This is a genomic window from Enterobacter cloacae complex sp. 382A5, from assembly GCF_050031095.1.
GTDB classification, from domain to species: domain Bacteria; phylum Pseudomonadota; class Gammaproteobacteria; order Enterobacterales; family Enterobacteriaceae; genus Enterobacter; species Enterobacter cloacae.
The window spans coordinates 2,354,268-2,371,284 of the sequence record NZ_JBLGVK010000001.1 but is presented as its reverse complement, the minus strand read 5'-3'; the positions used below and the strand labels follow the sequence as shown (position 1 = coordinate 2,371,284).

The following is a 17,017-nucleotide window of genomic DNA, read 5'->3' as shown; positions in this document are numbered from 1 at the left end:
CTCCCGGTGGGAGAGGGAACGGTCGGAACACAGTGTTAGATCGAAGTACGACGGTAGCTACGGTATTCCGGCATCCAGAAGTTGTCGTCGATGGCCTGCTGCAGCGCGTCGGCAGAGGTTTTCACTGCCACACCCTGCTGCTGGGCCATTTTCCCGACCGCGAACGCGATAGCACGCGACACCTTGTGAATGTCTTTCAGCTCTGGCAGCACCAGTCCTTCGCCATCGTTCACCAGCGGCGAGTGGCCCGCCAGGGTTTCGCTTGCCGACATCAGCATCTCATCGGTAATGCGCGACGCGCCGGAGGCGATCACACCCAGACCAATGCCCGGGAAAATATAGGAGTTGTTGCACTGGGCAATAGGATAGGTTTTGTCCTTCCACACCACCGGATCGAACGGGCTGCCGGTTGCGACCAGCGCGTTCCCTTCGGTCCAGGCAATGATGTCCTGCGGCGTTGCTTCCACGCGCGAGGTCGGGTTGGAGAGCGGCATCACGATAGGGCGTTCGCAGTGCTTGTGCATCTCACGAATGATCTCTTCCGTGAACAGCCCCGTCTGACCGGAGACGCCAATCAGGATATCCGGCTTCACGTTGCGCACTACGTCCAGCAGAGAGAGCACTTCGTTGTCGGTGTCCCAGTTCTTCAGGTTCTCACGTTTCTGCACCAGCTTGGTCTGGAACGGCAGCAGGTTTGGCATGCCGTCGGTCAGCAGGCCGAAACGGTCGACCATGAACACGCGGGAGCGCGCCAGCTCTTCGCTTAGCCCTTCACGCTGCGTCTGGGCGATAATCTGCTCGGCGATACCACAACCCGCAGAGCCTGCGCCCAGGAAGACAATTTTCTGATAGCTCAGTTGGCTGCCTGCCGCGCGACTGGCGGCAATCAGCGTGCCGACGGTGACCGCGGCGGTGCCCTGAATATCATCGTTAAAAGAGCAGATCTCATCGCGATAGCGGTTCAGCAACGGCATCGCGTTTTTCTGCGCGAAGTCTTCAAACTGCAGCAGCACGTCCGGCCAGCGGTGCTTGACTGCCTGGATGAAATCATCAACAAACTGATAATACTCGTCGTCGGTAATACGCGGATGACGCCAGCCCATATACAGCGGGTCGTTAAGCAACTGCTGGTTGTTGGTGCCCACATCCAGCACCACCGGCAGGGTATACGCCGGGCTGATGCCGCCGCAGGCGGTATACAGAGAAAGCTTACCGATTGGGATCCCCATGCCGCCAATACCCTGGTCACCGAGACCCAGAATACGTTCGCCATCGGTCACCACGATCACTTTGATATTGTGGTTCGGCACGTTCTGCAGAATATCGTCCATGTTGTGGCGGTTCTGATAAGAGATAAAGACGCCACGGGAGCGACGGTAGATCTCTGAGAAGCGTTCACAGGCGGCACCCACCGTTGGGGTGTAGATCACCGGCATCATCTCTTCGAGATGATTTTGTACCAGACGATAGAAGAGGGTTTCGTTGGTGTCCTGAATGTTACGCAGGTAAATATGTTTGTCGATTTCGGTTTTGAAACCCTGATACTGGATCCACGCGCGCTCTGCCTGTTCTTCAATGGTTTCCACCACTTCTGGCAGCAAACCGAGCAGGTTGAAGCTGCTGCGCTCTTCCATGCTGAAGGCGCTACCTTTGTTGAGCAGGGGGAATTCGAGTAATACCGGGCCGGCATAAGGGATATATAGGGAACGATGTTTTTTCAGTTTGTTGTCCATGTCACTCACTCTTTTTTTGAAGATCCGTCCCTGACACTGCTGTTTGTCATCTTTCTGGCCTGTGCGATGGGGTGCGGTCAGGCGGTATTATAAAGGAGCTAAATATTAATTACCGCAACACATAAACAAAAACACCATCGGTTTTGCCGATGGTGTTGAGGATCTCTCCTGGGAACTTACTTGCCCGCGTGGCGTTTTCTGCCGGTGGCGTGAGTGACCTGTGTTTCACTGTCGCCTTCAATCACCACTTTACGTTGGTTAGAAAGCTTGTAGTTCAGTCCCAGTATATGGCGTGCCTGACGGTTCGATTTCATGTTAACTCCTCAATCCTGTTGATAGTTTTAAGGACCAGTTCGCTTACGCAAACGAAATGTAACCCCTTAGGTTGCAGATCCAGCTTAGCAGGTTTTTACAAAGGTGCGTTTTGCCCGCTGACGACGTAGTTAATGGTCTGCTGGTAGATGTCACTGAGGATGTCATTGTCTGTGGATTCCACCCACTTGGTCAGTTCCATCAAAATGTCATCTTCAGTCACAGCACCATGCTCGGCGTGAAGACCCTGTGCAATCGCGTTAACGAGTTCAGGTTGTGCTGCTGCAGTATTGGCCGGGTAATAAGTAAACATGCTGCCTCCGTGTCGTTGTCTGTTTAATGGTACGGCTCGCAAAAAATTTAATTCACAAACAGAATGGCAAATATTTTGGCCGCTGTGTCTAAGATTCATCTTAGAAATAAAAATGACATAAGTGCATGCTTTTATGCGCTTTTAGAATGGGGGGGATATATTGAGGGGTTGTCGCGAGGATATTTTGCAGGTGCTCCTGCTATAACTGAAATATAGCAGGAGCAGATTTTACATTACCACTTCATTTCGCCAGTATTCACTTTGGCGCTTAATTCCAGTGAGCTCTCTTCAGCCAGACCCGGATACTGTTTTTTCATGGCGTTGATCACGCCTGTCGATGTTTTATGTTCTGACAACGCCTGTTCGAAGCGCTGGAGATAATCACGGGTAAAGTCGAGAGCACCGCTACCTGCCGGTGGTGTTCCCAGATAGTGACCTGGGATCACGCGTTCAGGCTTATGTGCCGCCATGCTTTCCAGCGTCTGTTGCCACTGCTTGCGGCTGGCTGGCGTCTGGGTGTCTGCCGTCCAGACGTGGATACCCCAGGCGACACCGGTACCACCGAGGATAGTTTTAGCCGAAGGGATCCAGACATAGGCGGCGTAGCTTTCTGGCTGCTCGATATCAATCTTCTCGCCGTCCACCATGAAGGTAGTGGATGCCAGCACCTGCGGAACGATAAGTTCGGTTGGTGCACCGTCTTTCATCTGCGGTCCCCAGAAGGCAAGCTTGGCGTCTTTGGTGGCCTTGATATGGTCAACCACCTGCTGTGTGGCCACCACTTTGGCATTCGGGAAGGCTTTCACCAGCGGTTGCAGTCCAAAATAGAAATCCGGATCGCCAGAGGTAATGACGATTTTGTTCAGGGTTTTCCCGCTTTTGCGAATTTTGTCGACCAGCGCTTCGCCATCTTTGACGCTGAACTGGGCGTCAAACAGCACGGCCTCTTTTGGACCAGAGACCAGCGTGGAGGAGACCGCAAACATCCCTTTGTCCTGCGGGTTATAGGTATCAATGGTTAATGGCGCAGCAAACACCGCGGGCGTGATAAGCGTGGAAAGCAGTGCAAGGTGAGTGAATTTCATTCTGATGTCTCTGTTGTTCAGGAAAGTCTTTATTGTACGGATATTCGCATTTGCCAGAATTCCTGAAACAAGACATGCTTTGTTTCATAAATCGAGCAAATGGGGTGTGATATGGATCGCGTTATTGCCGCTCAGGTCTATAACCGGATATGCGAGCTGGGAAGCCTGAGTGCAGCAGCCCGGGCGTTGGGGATCTCCCGTCCGATGGTGAGCCGCTATCTTGAGCAAATGGAGAAGTGGGCCGGTACGCGGCTGGTAAACCGCTCGACGCGCAAGCTGACGCTGACGGCGGCCGGAGAGAAGGTGCTGCTAAAAACGCGAACGCTGTCCCAGCTGTCGCAGGAAATTGAGGGCCAGTCGGAGAAAGATCTCCCTTCAGGCACGCTACGGGTGGCCTGCGCCCATTTTACCGCCATGCATCTGATTGCCCCGGTGCTGCCCGGCTTGCTTTCGCGCTACCCGCAGCTGCGCATTGAGCTGGACGTGAACAACCACCCGGTGAGTCTGGTAGGGGAACGCATTGATGTGGCGATCCGCATTACGGATAACCCAGAGCCGGGGATGATCGCCCGCAGGCTCGGGGAGTGTCGCTCCGTGCTGTGCGCGTCGCCGCAGTATCTTGCAACCCACGGCACGCCAGAGCAGGTGGAGGAGTTAGCGCAGCACAACTGTCTGCACTACAGCTTTTTCGCCGGTCAGGCGTGGCACTTCCTGACGCCGGAAGGGGAAAACGTCAGCGTCGCCGTGAGCGGCAACCTCAGCGCCAGCATCTCGTCATTGTTGATGGAGGCGGCGGTGAAGCATTGCGGCATTGCCATGTTGCCGGAGCAGGAAGCACATGCCGCGATTGAACAGGGCATGCTGGTCCCGGTGCTGAGCAGCCTGACGCCCAAAGCGTTAGCCATTCACGGTATTTATCAGTCCCGGGAGTATCAGCCCGCAGCGTTGCGCGTGTTTCTTGATGAGATAGCGCACCATCTGTCAGGCGACGTGCAGCGGGAATAGGTTACAGAATTGTCTGTGTTCCAGGGTGTGCCGGAACCATCGTCTATACTTATCCCTTTGTAAGCCAAAAGGAGAGCAAGAATGACGATTCATAAGCACGGTTCGGCACACTGGTCTGGTGATATCAAAAATGGCAAAGGGACGGTCTCAACGGAAAGTGGCGTCCTGAATCAACAACCTTACGGCTTTAACACCCGCTTCGAAGGCGCTAAAGGCACTAACCCGGAAGAGTTGATTGGCGCAGCTCACGCCGCCTGTTTTTCAATGGCGCTGTCGCTGATGATTGGTGAAGCGGGCTATACCGCAGATTCCATCGATACAACAGCGGATGTCTCGCTGGATAAAACCGATGGCGGCTTCGCAATCAGCAAAATTGCGCTAAACAGCAAGGTCACCGTACCGGGTATCGACCCGCAGAAATTCGACGGCATCATCCAGAAAGCGAAAGCAGGATGCCCGGTGTCGCAGGTACTGAAAGCGGAAATCACGCTGGACTATAAACTTAACTAAGCCTGAGCCGGGCGAAGGCCCGGCTATCCCTTCAGCGCAGCAGGAAAAACCGCTGCCAGCCATGCAATAAACGCCTTAAGGCGATGCGTCAGATGCCGGTTTTGCGGGTAAACCACGTGAAACGGATACGCCGCCGGGTGCCAGTCGCTTAAAATTTCTTGTAACGTACCCGCCTGAAGATATGTCTTTGCTGAATATGTAAACGTCTGAATGATGCCCAATCCTGCCACCGCCGCTGCCAGGTGCGCATTGCTTTCATTAACGCCGAGATAGTGCGAAATGCCGATCTCCTGCACCTCGCCGCCTTTCCTGAAGCGAAACGGAAAGGGTCGCCCGGTGACCGGGGAGAGATAGCCTATAAGTTTATGTCCGTTGCGCAACTCTTGCGGATAAGCCGGAACGCCGTGCTTTTTCAGATAGCCCGGCGTTGCGCAGGTCACCATGTCGGCGTCGCCCAGATGACGTGCGATAAGGGTGGAATCGTTCAGCGGACCGCCTCTGATCACACAATCCACGTTGCCGCTGATCAAATCAACAGGACGATCCGCCACGCCAAGATCGATGCGAATATCCGGGTAGCGCTGCATGAAATCCGGGAGCAGGGGGATGAGTACGTCGCGGGCGGTCGAACCGCCAATATCCACCCGCAGATGTCCTTTCGGTGTGGCGTGAGAGACGCGAAACGAGGTATCGATATCTTCGATATCAATGAGCACCCTGAGCGCTTTTTCATAATACTCCGCGCCTTCCGGCGTCGTGACCACCCGGCGGGTGGTACGGTGCAGCAGCCGTATTTCAAGATGCGCCTCAAGCGCTTTCACAAGCTTGCTCAGTGTGGCGATGGGCATGTTTAGCGAATCAGCCGCTCGGGTAAAGCTACCGGTTTCCACAACCCGCGTGAAGGCGCGCATCGCCATGAGCTGGTCCATCTTTTTCTCTCGATTATTTCTGTTTGTGAATAGTCATTTTCATTTTTGCTGGTTTTTCACTAATCCGGCAAGGGCTAATGTGTCTCCAGCGCAAGCAAAAACGCGCAACGCAAACCCAACAAAAGGTAAATGACATGAACACAACGCTCTTCGAAAAAATCGCACTGGTCACTGGCGGCAGCACCGGTATTGGTCTTGCCACGGCGCAGGAGCTGGCGGCTCAGGGCGCCAAAGTCTATATCACCGGTCGTCGACAGGCCGAGCTGGATGCCGCCGTCGCACAAATTGATTCCCGTGCGGTGGGTATTCGTGCCGACGTCTCACAACTCGCCGATCTGGATCGAGTCTATGCGCAGATAGCAAAAGAAGAAGGGCGTCTCGATATTTTGTTCGCCAATGCGGGTGGCGGAGATATGCTGCCGCTGGGAGCAATCACCGAGGAGCAGTTTGACCGTATTTTCGGCACAAACGTGCGCGGAGTGCTGTTTACAGTACAAAAAGCGCTGCCGCTGTTATCTGCCGGGTCGTCCATTATTCTGACCGGTTCAACGGTGTCGATAAAGGGAACGGCAAACTTTAGCGTCTACAGCGCCAGCAAAGCCGCCGTGCGCAACTTTGCCCGCTCCTGGGCGCTGGATCTGCAGGGCCGTGGGATCCGTATCAACGTGGTCAGTCCTGGCCCCGTCAAAACCCCGGGACTCGGCGAACTGGTGCCAGAAGAACATCGTCAGGGGTTGTACGATGCGCTGGCTGCACAGGTTCCGTTAGGACGTTTAGGTGCGCCGGGCGAGGTGGGGAAAGTGGTGGCGTTTCTGGCCTCTGACGCGGCCAGCTTTATTAACGCCACCGAGCTGTTTGTTGATGGTGGGATGGCGCAAATTTAATCCACATTACGCCAGCAGCGCACGCTACGGCCCTCGTGTGAAGGCTGTAGCGGCTGCGGGCGTTCACACCCCTGCGTGGCCTGCGGACAACGGTCGCGGAAATAGCACCCCTCGGGCAGATGGCGGTTACCCGGGAGATCCGTTTTACGCAGCGCCAGGTTTTCATCCAGCGGCTCACCGGTTCTGGGAACGGAATCGAGCAGCAGCCGGGTGTAGGGATGACGCGGCGTAACCAGCACCTGTGCCGCCGTGCCCAGCTCGACAATTTGCCCCAGATACATCACCGCCACGCGATCGCTCATGTGCCTGACAACCGAGACGTTATGGGATATCAGCACATAGGTCAGGTTGCGTTCCTGCTGCAGCTTCACCAGTAAATTGAGGATCTGCGCCTGTACGGAAATATCCAGCGCGCTGGTGGGCTCATCCAGCACGATGATGTCCGGGTTAGAGGAAAGGGCGCGGGCGATAGCAATACGCTGGCGCTGCCCGCCGGAAAAGGCGTGCGGCAGGCGGTCGAGATATTCCGGGCGAATACCGACCTGCTGCGCCAGGTTTTCAGCAAGCTGACGTCGTTCCCGTTCGCTGCTGCGTTTTTGCACCCACACCGGTTCGGTGATAATGCGCCAGACCGGCAGGCGCGGGTCAAGCGACGAGAGCGGATCCTGGAACACCATCTGCATACCGCCCGCGTGGTTTGTCCGTGCACACAGGCCGGCACTGGGTTTGAGCATCCCCATTAAAAGCTGCGCCAGCGTGCTTTTACCACAGCCGGATTCGCCAACAATCCCCAGCGTTTCGCCGCGATGGATCTGAAGATCCAGCCCGTTAAGAGCATGCACCTGTTCCGTGACCCGCCCCAGCCAGTTTTTGCGTGCGGGAAAGTTAACGTGCACGCGATCCAGTTCCAGCAGTACGTCAGACATGGGTTTTCTCCTGTTGCGGATACCAGCAGGCTGCCCGCTGGCCTTCGGCCCCCTGAGGCAGTAAGCGCGGCGTTTCAGTGCATTTTACGCCCGCAGCAAAACAGCGCTCCCGAAAAGCACACCCGCGCGGAAGCTGGCTAAGATTGGGCACTGTACCGGGGATGGCAGGCAGCATCTCGCGCGGCTCGCCGTTTTCAGGCGCACACTGCAACAGGCCGATGGAATAGGGATGAACGGGATGGTGGATCAGCGTTTGCGTGGTGCCGCTTTCAATCACGCTCCCGGCGTACATGACATACATCCGGTCGCAGAGTTGTGAAACCACCGCCATATCGTGACTGATAAACAGTACCGAGGTTCCGCTGGCCCGCGCTTTATGCTTCAGCAATCGCAGTACCTGTAGCTGGACGGTGACGTCCAGTGCGGTGGTCGGCTCATCGGCAATAATCAGTTCAGGCTCGCAGGAGAAGGCCAGCGCAATCATCACCCGCTGGCGCATGCCGCCGGACAGCTCGAACGGATAACGTTCCATGACCTCCGCCGCATCCGGGATCTGCATCTCTTCCAGCAGGGTGATCGCTTTTTTCCCGGCATCACGCCGTGAAAGGGGCTGATGCTGGCGGATCACCTCCACCATTTGTTTGCCAATTCGTCGCGTTGGGTTCAGCGCTGTCATCGGCTCCTGAAAAATCATCGCCACTTTGGCACCGCGCCACTGGCGGAGCTGTTTCTCGGATGCATTCAGGACATCTTCACCCAACAGTTTTACCTGCCCGCGATGGATCCGGTAACTGCCCTCCGGCAGCAGACGCATGGTCAGCATCGCCGTTACCGATTTTCCGGAGCCGGATTCGCCCACTACGCCAACAATCTCGCCGCGTTTGATCTCCAGCGATACGTGGTTCAGGGCGTGAACTTCGCCGCGAAATATCGGGAAGCTCAGGTGTAAATCTTCAATGGTTAATACTGCTTCGCTCATGCCTGTTTTCCTCCCGATTTCGGATCCAGCAGGTCGCGAATGCCGTCACCAAACAGATTAAACCCGACGGCAGTGACCAGAATTGCCGCACCAGGAAAGGCGCAGTACCACCACTGGTCGAGTACATAGTTGCGGCCCACGGCCACCATCGCTCCCCATTCGGCGGTGGGCTGCTGCGCCCCGAGGCCGATAAAGCCCAGCGTGGCGGCCATCAGAATGGCGCTGCCAATATCCAGCGAGGCCTGCACGATCAGCGGTGGCAGGGCGTTACGCAGGATATGCCAGCTGATCAAATGCCAGCGCGATGCGCCAAACGTGCGGGCGGCCTGCACATAGGTAAACTGGCGCACCACCAGGGTTTGCCCGCGCGCCAGGCGAACGTAAAACGGGATACGCACAATCGCAATCGCCAGCATGGCGTTAAACAGACTCGGCCCAAGCGCCGCCGCCAGCGCCATGGTCAGTACCAGGGAGGGAATGGAGAGCATAATGTCCATCACCCGCATAATGATGGCATCGCCGCGCCCGCCCAGCACGCCGGACAAACAGCCCAGCAGCGAGCCGATACTCCCGGCAATCACCACCACCGCCAGCCCGGCGGTAATGGATTGCTGGCTACCGACCAGCACGCGGCTGAACAGATCGCGTCCGACTTCATCGGTACCAAACCAGTGCTGCGCAGACGGGGCCTGCAACCGGGCAGTGAGATCCAGCGCGTTCGGATCATGGGGGACGATCCACGGTGAAGTTACCATCAGCAACAGCATCACCAGCATAATCACCCCGCCGATCAGCGTGAGCGGGCTTTGACGCAGCATCCAGAACAGCCTTGCCCAGTCGATGCCCGGTTTCGTTGTGTTTACGGGGACGGGCGTTTCCTCAGTCAACATCATTCGGCACCTCCGCGCCCGATACGAGGGTCAATCCACAGATAGAGCAGATCAACCACCAGATTGACGACCACATAGGCCAGTGAAACCACCACGGCGAAGCCCATGACGGCAGGGAAATCCAGTGCCTGAATGGAGGTCACCACCCAGGCGCCCATGCCTGGCCAGGCAAAGACGGTTTCGGTCAGTACCGCACCATAAAGCAGATCGCCCAGCGCCAGCCCGAGTACGGTAATGGACGGGATCATCGCATTCGGCAGGGCATACCGCAGGACGATATACCAGCCCGGCAAGCCGCTGGCGCGGGCGGTGCGAATGTAATCTTCGCTGAGCTGCTCCAGCATGGCGGAACGTACCTGACGCGCCACGATGCCAAGATGAACAAACGCCAGCGTCAGTGACGGTAAAATCAGGTGTTGCAGGGCGTTGAAAAAGACCTCGCCGTTACCCTCCAGCAGGGCATCCAGCAGATAAAAGCCCGTCACGTGGGCTGGCGGGTCGAGCCAGTCGTCCAGCCTGCCGCCGCCGGGCAGAATCTGAAGATGGCCGTAGAACAAGACGATGACGCCCAGACCCAGCCAGAAGGCCGGGGTGGAGATCCCGGTCATCGCCATCAGCCGTACCAGATGATCCAGCCAGCGGTTACGGTAGACCGCCGATAAAATCCCCAGCGGAACGCCGATCACCAGCGCCAGCAGCAGGGAACAGAACGCCAGCTCCAGCGTGGCAGGGAAGAAGGCTTTTAAATCTTCCGCCACCGGCCGCCCGGTACGGATAGAGGTCCCTAAATCGCCGTGCACCAGGGCGTCCACATAGCGGCCAAACTGGATATAGAGCGGCTGATCCAGTCCCAGTTGCTGGCGAATGTTCTGCACAATATCGTCGCTGGCACGGTCACCGGCCAGCAGGCGGGCCGGATCGCCGGGGATCAGGTGTGAAATGATAAAGGTGATGATACAGACACCGGCTACTACCAGGATTAACCCCCAGCAGCGCTGGCGCACAATGCTCCAGAACGTCATACACTTTCCCCCGGCGAAACCGTTACTTGCTCATGGTGGCGATGTTGAACACCTGCTCGAGCATTGGATTAAAGGTGAAGCCTTTGACCTCTTTGTTCATTGCCAGCTGGTAGTTCTTCTGGAACAGATAAACGTAGGCCGCTTCGTCAATTACAATCTTCTGCGCTTGCTGGTAATCGCGGGTGCGCTCCGCCTGGTCCGTGGTTTTCAGCGCCGCCTGCAGCAGGGAATCAACCTCTTTGTTCTCATAGAACGAGCGGTTGCCCGGCAGACCTTTTTTGTCCGACTCAAACCAGTAGTTCATGAACATGTACGGGTCGGCAAAGTCCGGGCTCCAGTTGCCAATGGCAATGTCATAATCGCCTTTACCCACGCGGTCGCGCATGGTGGCGTTAGCCAGTTTTTCCAGCTTGACGTTGATACCGAGCTTGCCCAGGCTGGCCTGAGTGGAGAGGGCGATAGGCTCCCAGTTCGGGTCGTTGTCCGAGTAGAGGAATGTCAGGCTGGCCGGTTTATCTTTGACTTTCTCCAGTGCCGCTTTCGCTTTGGCCTCGTCAAAGCTGTACTGCATGGCGGTGGCGTCAAAGCCCCACATGCCATCCGGGATCGGGCCGCGCATCTGCTTGCCGTTACCGCTGAGAATGCCTTTCACCATTCCCTGATAATCGGTTGCCCAGGAGACGGCGCGGCGCAAATCCACCTGATTCAGCGGCGCTTTGCTGTTGTTGAGATAGAGATAGGTCACGCGCAGGGAAGGATACTCCGCCACGGCGACTTTGCCCTCCTGCTTGAGCGCAGAAAGCTGATCGACAGGCAGGGAGTCGGCAATATCCAGATCGCCACGGGAAAGCTGCAGGCGACGCGACGCGCTTTCACCGATAATTTTCACCGAGACGCGCTTAAAGTGGGGCTTATCTCCCGCCCAGTGCGGGTTAGGCACCAGCACCAGCTGCTGACCTTTTTGCCAGCTCTTCAGCATAAATGGCCCGGAACCGGCGGTGTTCTGCGCCAGATAAGCTCGCGCGTCATCGGCGGCATTGGCCTTCAGTACGGCCGGGTTAATAATCGATGCACCGTCATTCGCCAGGGTATAGAGGAAGGGAGCAAACGGCTGGCTGAGGGTGAACTTCACCGTGTGGTCATCAACGGCATCAATTTTGAGATCTTTCGGGAACGCTTCAGACGGCCCCTGGCTGAGCTTCAGCAGGCGCTCAAACGACAGTTTTACCGCTTCAGCGGTGACCGGCGTGCCGTCAGAGAATTTCGCGTTGTCCGTCAGGGTGAAGGTCCACTCTTTCTGATCCTCAGATGCCTTCCAGCCCGTGGACAGATCGCCTTCGACCTCCGTGGTGCCAGGCTTGTACTTCACCAGACGCTGATAGGACGGATAGGTGACGGTCCAGTCGTTGTTATCAATGGTGATTGCCGGATCGAGGGTTTGCGGGTCGGCGGCTTTACCTATCACCAGCATGTCTTTCGGAACGGCGGCCTGCGCAGCAGGCATGCTCAGGGCCAGCGTGGCGGCGATAAGCGTCGTGAGAAGCGTTGTTTTCATGGCAGTGCTCCAGGTTTAAAGAGGGGTGTGCGTCAACGGAAAACAGGCGAAACGATCGTCAAGAAGGGGATAACTGGCGGCGTTTGGCAACTCGAAGTGCCACCATTCGCTGCCGATCCCCACAAAGCCGCCGCCAAACATGATGGCGTTAAGCAGCAGGCGGTTGCGCTGGGCGTGCGGCGGCACGGAGGGATGATACGGATGAGAACGGTCATCCATCTCATCAAACCCGGCCCCCATATCCAGCACGTTGTTATGTTCATCCATCAGGGTGACGTCGATGGCCGTGCCGCGGCTGTGATTGGAGCCAATGGCCACATCCACCACATATTCCGGGTTCGGGCACGCATCCCACAGCTGCGCCTGGGCCTGCTGTGGGCGATAGGCGTCGTAGACCACCAGTTTCAGTCCGGCGAGCGTGGCGATGCCAATCGATTTCGCCAGCGCGGTGGCGGCATCGGTATGCAGCAAACACAGCGCCTCCTGATAAATGGGACGGCCAGTCAGGTTGTCGGCGGTGGCGTATTTCAGATCGATATGCAACTCAGGAAACATTCTGGCGACATCGATCAGTTCACTCTCTTCGGGCATAGCTCCGCTCCTTTAGCGTTCGAATTGTCCAAACTCTTGTTGTAATTCACGGTTTATCGTCAGACGGTCTGCAAGCGCATCACCCAGCGCCTGGACCACGCCTGACAGCAGCAGGTTGAAAAGACAGCTCACAGGGGCCAGCGAATCCCAGAAGTGGCCGGTATCGGTTTTAACCTGCAATAAATCAATAGGGTAATCCCGCGCCCACGGACACCAGATATCGGTGATCAGGGCCATCGGAATACTTTTCTCACTTGCGACACGACAGTACTGCCGGGCAATGGCGGAATAGGCGCGGGTATCGGTCAGCACCACATAAGGGTGGTCAAAACCGGAGTTGAGCGATTCAACCCAACTGCCGGATAACCCCTCGGAGTAGCTCACGCGCGGGCGCAGGTATTCCAGGTGGCTGAAGAAGGCGTTGGCAATCCCGCGTGTTGACTGAATACCCAACACAAACACCGCCTCAGCATGGGTGAGCTGATGGACGATTTGCTTAAAGACATCGGTTTGTGCCAGCTGATAAACATGGGTGATTGCGTCCACCTCCAGCGAAAGGGAGTGCTGGAGGCGATCCGAGAGCGGGCGCTGCTGTTGCCAGGAGTCCAGGCGTTCGTTCATTCCCCAGGGCTGATAAGGATCGCGCAGGCTTTTTTTCGCATCGTCCAGGTTGCGATACCCCAGCTTGCGCAGGAAGCGCCCGACGGTGATCCCGCTGGTGCCGGTAGTCAGCGCCACGCTCTCTGCCGTCTCAAACGGTATCAGCGCGGCGTGCGCCAGCATCCAGCTTGCCACACGCTTTTCGCTGGGCGTCAGCTGGCTGAAGGTGGCTTCGATACGGTTCAGCATTTCAGGTTTGGTGGTCATTACCGCCTCGCTGTTAACCGGCTGTCAATGGCCGGAATTCTGTTACCTGGTTAACAATGCATGACGCGTGCCATGTTCACATGACGGCGAAAAGCCGCTGTGCTGTAAATTTCATGCAATATTTGATTAACCAATGATCAACATTTGTGCAGCGTAGTTCACTTTTGGTGCAGTGTGTATGACGGTAAGCAAGAACTTTGAAGGGGCGCGCATTTGCGATCCTGAATCGTCCGTCGCCCGTGAGGAAAGTTTGTGATGTGGAGAAACAGAGATAATGATTTGCCAGGTTGCCCTATGGCCTGGCAACGAGATTTATACCTATGCGGTATAGGTTAGATTGAATACGATACTGCGCGGGACTTGAAAAATAATATATATCGCCTGTAATGTTGAGATAAATCTGCCCATTATCGACTTAACGTAAGGCGTTTGCGTCTCGTGTTTTCAGGAAGGGAGTATAATCATCCAGATGAGATATAAAGTCATTGTCTGACGTTTTATTATCAATCAGGTAATAATGGTAACCGAATGCTGTAGTCGCTCCAGCATCACTTTGCACAATATAAATATTTGCAGAGTCATTTAAAGCTGTTTTCTTATATATGCTATATTCCACAGGAAATATCCATCGGGGGATCATATATATAATCCAAATCATCACGATAAGAATAACGCTTAATGCGTACCGTTTTTTAAAACCCCGTTCTTTTAGCATAATCAATACCTGCTCTTATCCAGACCTGATCCGCAGGATCATCTCCATAGGGTGCTGATTCATACCAGGTGCCAAATTTCTGCGGATCCCCGTTACCCGATCGACTTTGCGCCCATCCAGCCCCTCTTAATAATATTTGTTCAGAAATGCCTGCCGCAGTACCGACGGCACCGTAATTGAAATTACCATAATCGGCATACTGGCGTCCTGATAGTGATTTATAGTCCCACGGTCCATGTAGCCTTACCATTCCATAGAACCAGATGTAAGTCAGTGCTGATGGGCCTTTATGGAATCTTGCTATCATCATATTGTTAACAATGGATGCGCCAGGGGGAACCAGCAAGGAGGTTGGATACGCAGGCGGTGTTGGATGAACGGGTATCGTTGGATAGCGCATAATTAACGCTCCGCCCAACTATCAGCAAACTGTAAATTTCCATCACAAAACTTCCACGTAATTTTATCGTACCGTAACTCAACCAGTTCCAGATGATCATGCTTTTCTTTGGTGGGATCTTTTATGTCGTGCATTAGCGGTGAAACCGAGACTACTTTCACGTTTTCAAGTGTCATATTGTAATATTCAACTTCCTGCCCCGCATCGTTTATCTTGTACCACTTAAATTCCGCAGTCTTAAGTGTTTGTCCGGTCGCTACTGCCTTCATGAGGTAAGGGGAGGACGAGTCAATTTCTTTCTGAAATAACAAAGGGGCATGTTGGCGAGTGCCCATTACTTTTCCGGTAAGTGCATCGGTAGGTAATCTCAGACTGTGTGTGAAACCGGTGATTTCAATGCTGCCTTCTCGATCCTGAACATCTACGCTTCCTTTTATTTCAGTATTGCCATCATCTCGTATCCATAAATAAGCCGGTATAGCCATTGTTAAAACTCCATTTTCAAAAAAGAGATTATAAATATACGTAAATATCATCTTTTAGCATGCGGTTTAGTGTTATTTATTGTTAACCAAGATAATCAAGGTTGATGTATTTAATATTGGCATTTATTTAATTTATGAAGCAGGTGAATGAAGAAATAATGGATGTCGTATGGGCATACCTTACACAAGCGCTGATAAGCGCGACAAAAAATCATTAGCAATAAATACAGTGAATACCTCAGCCCCTTCACATTTTTGATAAGATACAAACACAGTGACTAAGAGAAGGAACCCGGCATGGCGAATCTGCCCTGGCGTGTCAGCGTGCGCCTGATGGCTCTCGCAAAGAAAGTAGCGATGGTCATAGGGATTATCGTGGTTGTGCTGCTGGCAGTGCGGGTGTATCTCTCGCAGCAGGGACCAGCGTTACATCTCTGGCATACCTGGCGTGCGGATGAAATGAGCGTAAGCGAGCTGGATAAGGCGAACTTTGCTGACTATCTCGACCGGGAAAAGGCCATCTTCACCGACCTGGATAACGCGGTCACGGCAAAAACGAAGGGGGAGGAGCGTACCGCCTTAAACCGCTACTACCGTCAGAGCCTGGTGTGGCCCGGAAAATTTACTCCGGATGCAAATCGCTCGTTTGTGCTGATGCCTGCCGGTAAACCGCGTGGTGCGGTAGTTTTACTGCACGGACTCACCGATTCGCCCTATAGCGTTAAGCACCTTGCCGTTGATTATCAGCAGCGCGGATTTGTGGCCGTGGTGCCGCGTCTGCCCGGACACGGGACGGCACCAGGGGCGCTGACAAATGTTGACTGGGAGATGTGGCTGGCGGCGACGCGTCTTGCCGTGCGCGAAGCCTCCCGTCTGGCGGGGGATAACGTTCCTTTGCATCTGGTGGGCTATTCCAACGGCGGGGCGCTGGCGATGAAATACACCCTGGACGCGCTGGAGTCGCCTTCGCTGCGAAAACCTCAGCAACTGGTGTTGTTGTCACCGATGATCGGCGTCACGGCGTTTGCCCGCTTTGCCGGATTCGCAGGCTTACCGGCACTGTTACCGGCGTTTGCGAAAGCGGCGTGGCTGAATATCGCGCCGGAGTATAACCCTTACAAATACAATTCTTTCCCGGTAAACGCGGCGCGTCAGTCGTGGCTGTTGACGAAGGCGCTGCAGGAGCAGATTGGCCGCGCTGCACAAAACCACACGCTGGATCGGTTGCCGCCGGTACTGGCCTTTCAGTCGGTGATGGATTCCACCGTCAGTACCCGTGCGGTTGTCACGGGGTTATTTGACCAGCTCCCGGCCAACGGCAGTGAACTGGTGGTGTTTGATATCAACCAGGCGGCGAGTTTCCGCCCGTTATTCCGGCCGTCGTCGTGGACGGCCCTCTCTGAGCTGTTGCCGTCTGCGCAAAGACGTTACAGTGTCACAATTATTACCAACGCCAGTGCGGAGCGTTTCGCCACGGTCGCGAAGCACATCCCCGCAGACAGCACAGAAGAGACCGTGGAGCCGCTGGCGCAGCAGTATCCGCCGGAGGTCTATTCGCTTTCGCATGTCGCCGTACCTTTCCCGCCTGATGACGATCTGTATGGCCGGCATCCTGCCGTGAAAAACCGCTATGGCATCAGCCTGGGCACCATTGCGTTGTGGGGAGAGACCTCCGTACTGAGCGTGGGTAAAGATGCCCTGATGCGGGTGACCTCAAATCCGTTTTACGACTACATGAAGATGCGGATCGACAACCGCATCGGGACGGAGGAAAAAGGGTGATCCCTTAAGCCGTTAATTTATTAGGTAGCGCTGG

The 17,017-nt window shown here is 55.2% G+C and carries 18 protein-coding genes; 4 read left to right on the top strand and 14 right to left on the bottom strand.

Translation table 11 applies throughout. From position 1 onward, the window contains the following. Window positions 1-35: 35 nt before the first annotated feature. The 4 genes from ACQG2G_RS11230 to ACQG2G_RS11215 form a co-directional block, all read right to left on the bottom strand. Window positions 36-1,733 carry an NAD-dependent malic enzyme gene (locus ACQG2G_RS11230; RefSeq protein WP_013096532.1) on the bottom strand — a complete coding sequence of 566 codons (1,698 nt, stop codon included), beginning with the start codon at window positions 1,731-1,733 and terminating at the stop codon, window positions 36-38. 176 nt (window positions 1,734-1,909) lie between these two features. Next, entirely contained in the window at window positions 1,910-2,047 is a 138-nt protein-coding gene (gene sra, locus ACQG2G_RS11225; RefSeq protein ID WP_013096533.1) for a stationary-phase-induced ribosome-associated protein, read from the bottom strand. 95 nt (window positions 2,048-2,142) lie between these two features. After that, window positions 2,143-2,358: a biofilm-dependent modulation protein gene (gene bdm / locus ACQG2G_RS11220; RefSeq protein WP_013096534.1), complete on the bottom strand. Its 216-nt coding sequence runs from the start codon at window positions 2,356-2,358 to the stop codon at window positions 2,143-2,145. A gap of 233 nt (window positions 2,359-2,591) precedes the next feature. Then, complete coding sequence (locus ACQG2G_RS11215) at window positions 2,592-3,443, bottom strand: Vmh family MBL fold metallo-hydrolase (RefSeq protein WP_061771995.1); 852 nt, start codon at window positions 3,441-3,443, stop codon at window positions 2,592-2,594. A 111-nt stretch (window positions 3,444-3,554) separates the two neighbouring features. Between ACQG2G_RS11215 and ACQG2G_RS11210 the strand changes: the two genes are divergently transcribed. Beyond that, entirely contained in the window at window positions 3,555-4,448 is an 894-nt protein-coding gene (locus ACQG2G_RS11210) for a LysR family transcriptional regulator (RefSeq protein ID WP_205732683.1), read from the top strand. A gap of 81 nt (window positions 4,449-4,529) precedes the next feature. Further along, the gene (locus tag ACQG2G_RS11205; RefSeq protein WP_020690322.1) at window positions 4,530-4,958 is read left to right on the top strand and encodes an OsmC family protein; all 429 of its coding nucleotides are present in this window, start codon (window positions 4,530-4,532) and stop codon (window positions 4,956-4,958) included. Window positions 4,959-4,981: 23 nt separating this feature from the next. Here ACQG2G_RS11205 and ACQG2G_RS11200 read toward each other — a convergent pair whose 3' ends face one another. Then, window positions 4,982-5,887: a LysR family transcriptional regulator gene (locus ACQG2G_RS11200; RefSeq protein ID WP_094084653.1), complete on the bottom strand. Its 906-nt coding sequence runs from the start codon at window positions 5,885-5,887 to the stop codon at window positions 4,982-4,984. A gap of 134 nt (window positions 5,888-6,021) precedes the next feature. Between ACQG2G_RS11200 and ACQG2G_RS11195 the strand changes: the two genes are divergently transcribed. Beyond that, window positions 6,022-6,771 carry an SDR family NAD(P)-dependent oxidoreductase gene (locus tag ACQG2G_RS11195; RefSeq protein WP_029883329.1) on the top strand — a complete coding sequence of 250 codons (750 nt, stop codon included), beginning with the start codon at window positions 6,022-6,024 and terminating at the stop codon, window positions 6,769-6,771. On the opposite strand, the gene ACQG2G_RS11190 is transcribed toward ACQG2G_RS11195, so the two are convergent. The 9 genes from ACQG2G_RS11190 to ACQG2G_RS11150 form a co-directional block, all read right to left on the bottom strand. After that, window positions 6,768-7,697, bottom strand: coding sequence for an ABC transporter ATP-binding protein (locus ACQG2G_RS11190; RefSeq protein WP_020688689.1), 930 nt, complete (start codon window positions 7,695-7,697; stop codon window positions 6,768-6,770). The genes ACQG2G_RS11195 and ACQG2G_RS11190 overlap by 4 nt on opposite strands. Then, window positions 7,690-8,676 carry an ABC transporter ATP-binding protein gene (locus ACQG2G_RS11185; RefSeq protein ID WP_020688688.1) on the bottom strand — a complete coding sequence of 329 codons (987 nt, stop codon included), beginning with the start codon at window positions 8,674-8,676 and terminating at the stop codon, window positions 7,690-7,692. Before ACQG2G_RS11185 ends, ACQG2G_RS11190 begins: the two co-directional genes overlap by 8 nt. After that, entirely contained in the window at window positions 8,673-9,569 is an 897-nt protein-coding gene (ddpC, locus tag ACQG2G_RS11180; protein WP_013096542.1) for a D,D-dipeptide ABC transporter permease, read from the bottom strand. The genes ACQG2G_RS11185 and ddpC overlap by 4 nt, the downstream gene beginning before the upstream one ends. After that, the gene (locus ACQG2G_RS11175; protein WP_094084651.1) at window positions 9,566-10,588 is read right to left on the bottom strand and encodes an ABC transporter permease; all 1,023 of its coding nucleotides are present in this window, start codon (window positions 10,586-10,588) and stop codon (window positions 9,566-9,568) included. The genes ddpC and ACQG2G_RS11175 overlap by 4 nt, the downstream gene beginning before the upstream one ends. Window positions 10,589-10,610: 22 nt before the next feature. Continuing rightward, entirely contained in the window at window positions 10,611-12,143 is a 1,533-nt protein-coding gene (locus tag ACQG2G_RS11170) for an ABC transporter substrate-binding protein (protein ID WP_023619646.1), read from the bottom strand. Between the two features lie 15 nt (window positions 12,144-12,158). Then, window positions 12,159-12,734 carry a D-alanyl-D-alanine dipeptidase gene (ddpX, locus tag ACQG2G_RS11165; RefSeq protein WP_013096545.1) on the bottom strand — a complete coding sequence of 192 codons (576 nt, stop codon included), beginning with the start codon at window positions 12,732-12,734 and terminating at the stop codon, window positions 12,159-12,161. A 12-nt stretch (window positions 12,735-12,746) separates the two neighbouring features. Continuing rightward, window positions 12,747-13,601, bottom strand: a complete 855-nt coding sequence (locus ACQG2G_RS11160; protein ID WP_013096546.1) for a MurR/RpiR family transcriptional regulator — start codon at window positions 13,599-13,601, stop codon at window positions 12,747-12,749. 692 nt (window positions 13,602-14,293) lie between these two features. Continuing rightward, window positions 14,294-14,716 (bottom strand): polymorphic toxin type 44 domain-containing protein, encoded by a 423-nt coding sequence (locus ACQG2G_RS11155; RefSeq protein WP_072200382.1) that lies wholly within the window; start codon window positions 14,714-14,716, stop codon window positions 14,294-14,296. 2 nt (window positions 14,717-14,718) lie between these two features. Next, on the bottom strand, window positions 14,719-15,201 hold the full coding sequence (locus ACQG2G_RS11150) for an Hcp family type VI secretion system effector (protein WP_094084649.1): 483 nt from the start codon (window positions 15,199-15,201) through the stop codon (window positions 14,719-14,721). 297 nt (window positions 15,202-15,498) lie between these two features. Here ACQG2G_RS11150 and ACQG2G_RS11145 point away from each other — a divergent pair, with 297 nt between their 5' ends. Further along, on the top strand, window positions 15,499-16,983 hold the full coding sequence (locus ACQG2G_RS11145; RefSeq protein ID WP_094084648.1) for an alpha/beta hydrolase: 1,485 nt from the start codon (window positions 15,499-15,501) through the stop codon (window positions 16,981-16,983). Window positions 16,984-17,017 lie beyond the last annotated feature (34 nt).

Bases quoted from the DNA above. Each gene is read 5' to 3' on its own strand.
- ACQG2G_RS11185 (WP_020688688.1), bottom strand. From the start codon at position 8,676: ATGAGCGAAGCAGTATTAACCATTGAAGATTTACACCTGAGCTTCCCG.
- ddpC (WP_013096542.1), bottom strand. From the start codon at position 9,569: ATGATGTTGACTGAGGAAACGCCCGTCCCCGTAAACACAACGAAACCG.
- ACQG2G_RS11205 (WP_020690322.1), top strand. From the start codon at position 4,530: ATGACGATTCATAAGCACGGTTCGGCACACTGGTCTGGTGATATCAAA.
- sra (WP_013096533.1), bottom strand. From the start codon at position 2,047: ATGAAATCGAACCGTCAGGCACGCCATATACTGGGACTGAACTACAAG.
- ACQG2G_RS11160 (WP_013096546.1), bottom strand. From the start codon at position 13,601: ATGACCACCAAACCTGAAATGCTGAACCGTATCGAAGCCACCTTCAGC.
- ACQG2G_RS11150 (WP_094084649.1), bottom strand. From the start codon at position 15,201: ATGGCTATACCGGCTTATTTATGGATACGAGATGATGGCAATACTGAA.
- ACQG2G_RS11155 (WP_072200382.1), bottom strand. From the start codon at position 14,716: ATGCGCTATCCAACGATACCCGTTCATCCAACACCGCCTGCGTATCCA.
- ACQG2G_RS11215 (WP_061771995.1), bottom strand. From the start codon at position 3,443: ATGAAATTCACTCACCTTGCACTGCTTTCCACGCTTATCACGCCCGCG.
- ACQG2G_RS11230 (WP_013096532.1), bottom strand. From the start codon at position 1,733: ATGGACAACAAACTGAAAAAACATCGTTCCCTATATATCCCTTATGCC.
- ACQG2G_RS11190 (WP_020688689.1), bottom strand. From the start codon at position 7,697: ATGTCTGACGTACTGCTGGAACTGGATCGCGTGCACGTTAACTTTCCC.
- ACQG2G_RS11145 (WP_094084648.1), top strand. From the start codon at position 15,499: ATGGCGAATCTGCCCTGGCGTGTCAGCGTGCGCCTGATGGCTCTCGCA.
- ACQG2G_RS11210 (WP_205732683.1), top strand. From the start codon at position 3,555: ATGGATCGCGTTATTGCCGCTCAGGTCTATAACCGGATATGCGAGCTG.
- ACQG2G_RS11200 (WP_094084653.1), bottom strand. From the start codon at position 5,887: ATGGACCAGCTCATGGCGATGCGCGCCTTCACGCGGGTTGTGGAAACC.
- ACQG2G_RS11195 (WP_029883329.1), top strand. From the start codon at position 6,022: ATGAACACAACGCTCTTCGAAAAAATCGCACTGGTCACTGGCGGCAGC.
- bdm (WP_013096534.1), bottom strand. From the start codon at position 2,358: ATGTTTACTTATTACCCGGCCAATACTGCAGCAGCACAACCTGAACTC.
- ddpX (WP_013096545.1), bottom strand. From the start codon at position 12,734: ATGCCCGAAGAGAGTGAACTGATCGATGTCGCCAGAATGTTTCCTGAG.
- ACQG2G_RS11175 (WP_094084651.1), bottom strand. From the start codon at position 10,588: ATGACGTTCTGGAGCATTGTGCGCCAGCGCTGCTGGGGGTTAATCCTG.
- ACQG2G_RS11170 (WP_023619646.1), bottom strand. From the start codon at position 12,143: ATGAAAACAACGCTTCTCACGACGCTTATCGCCGCCACGCTGGCCCTG.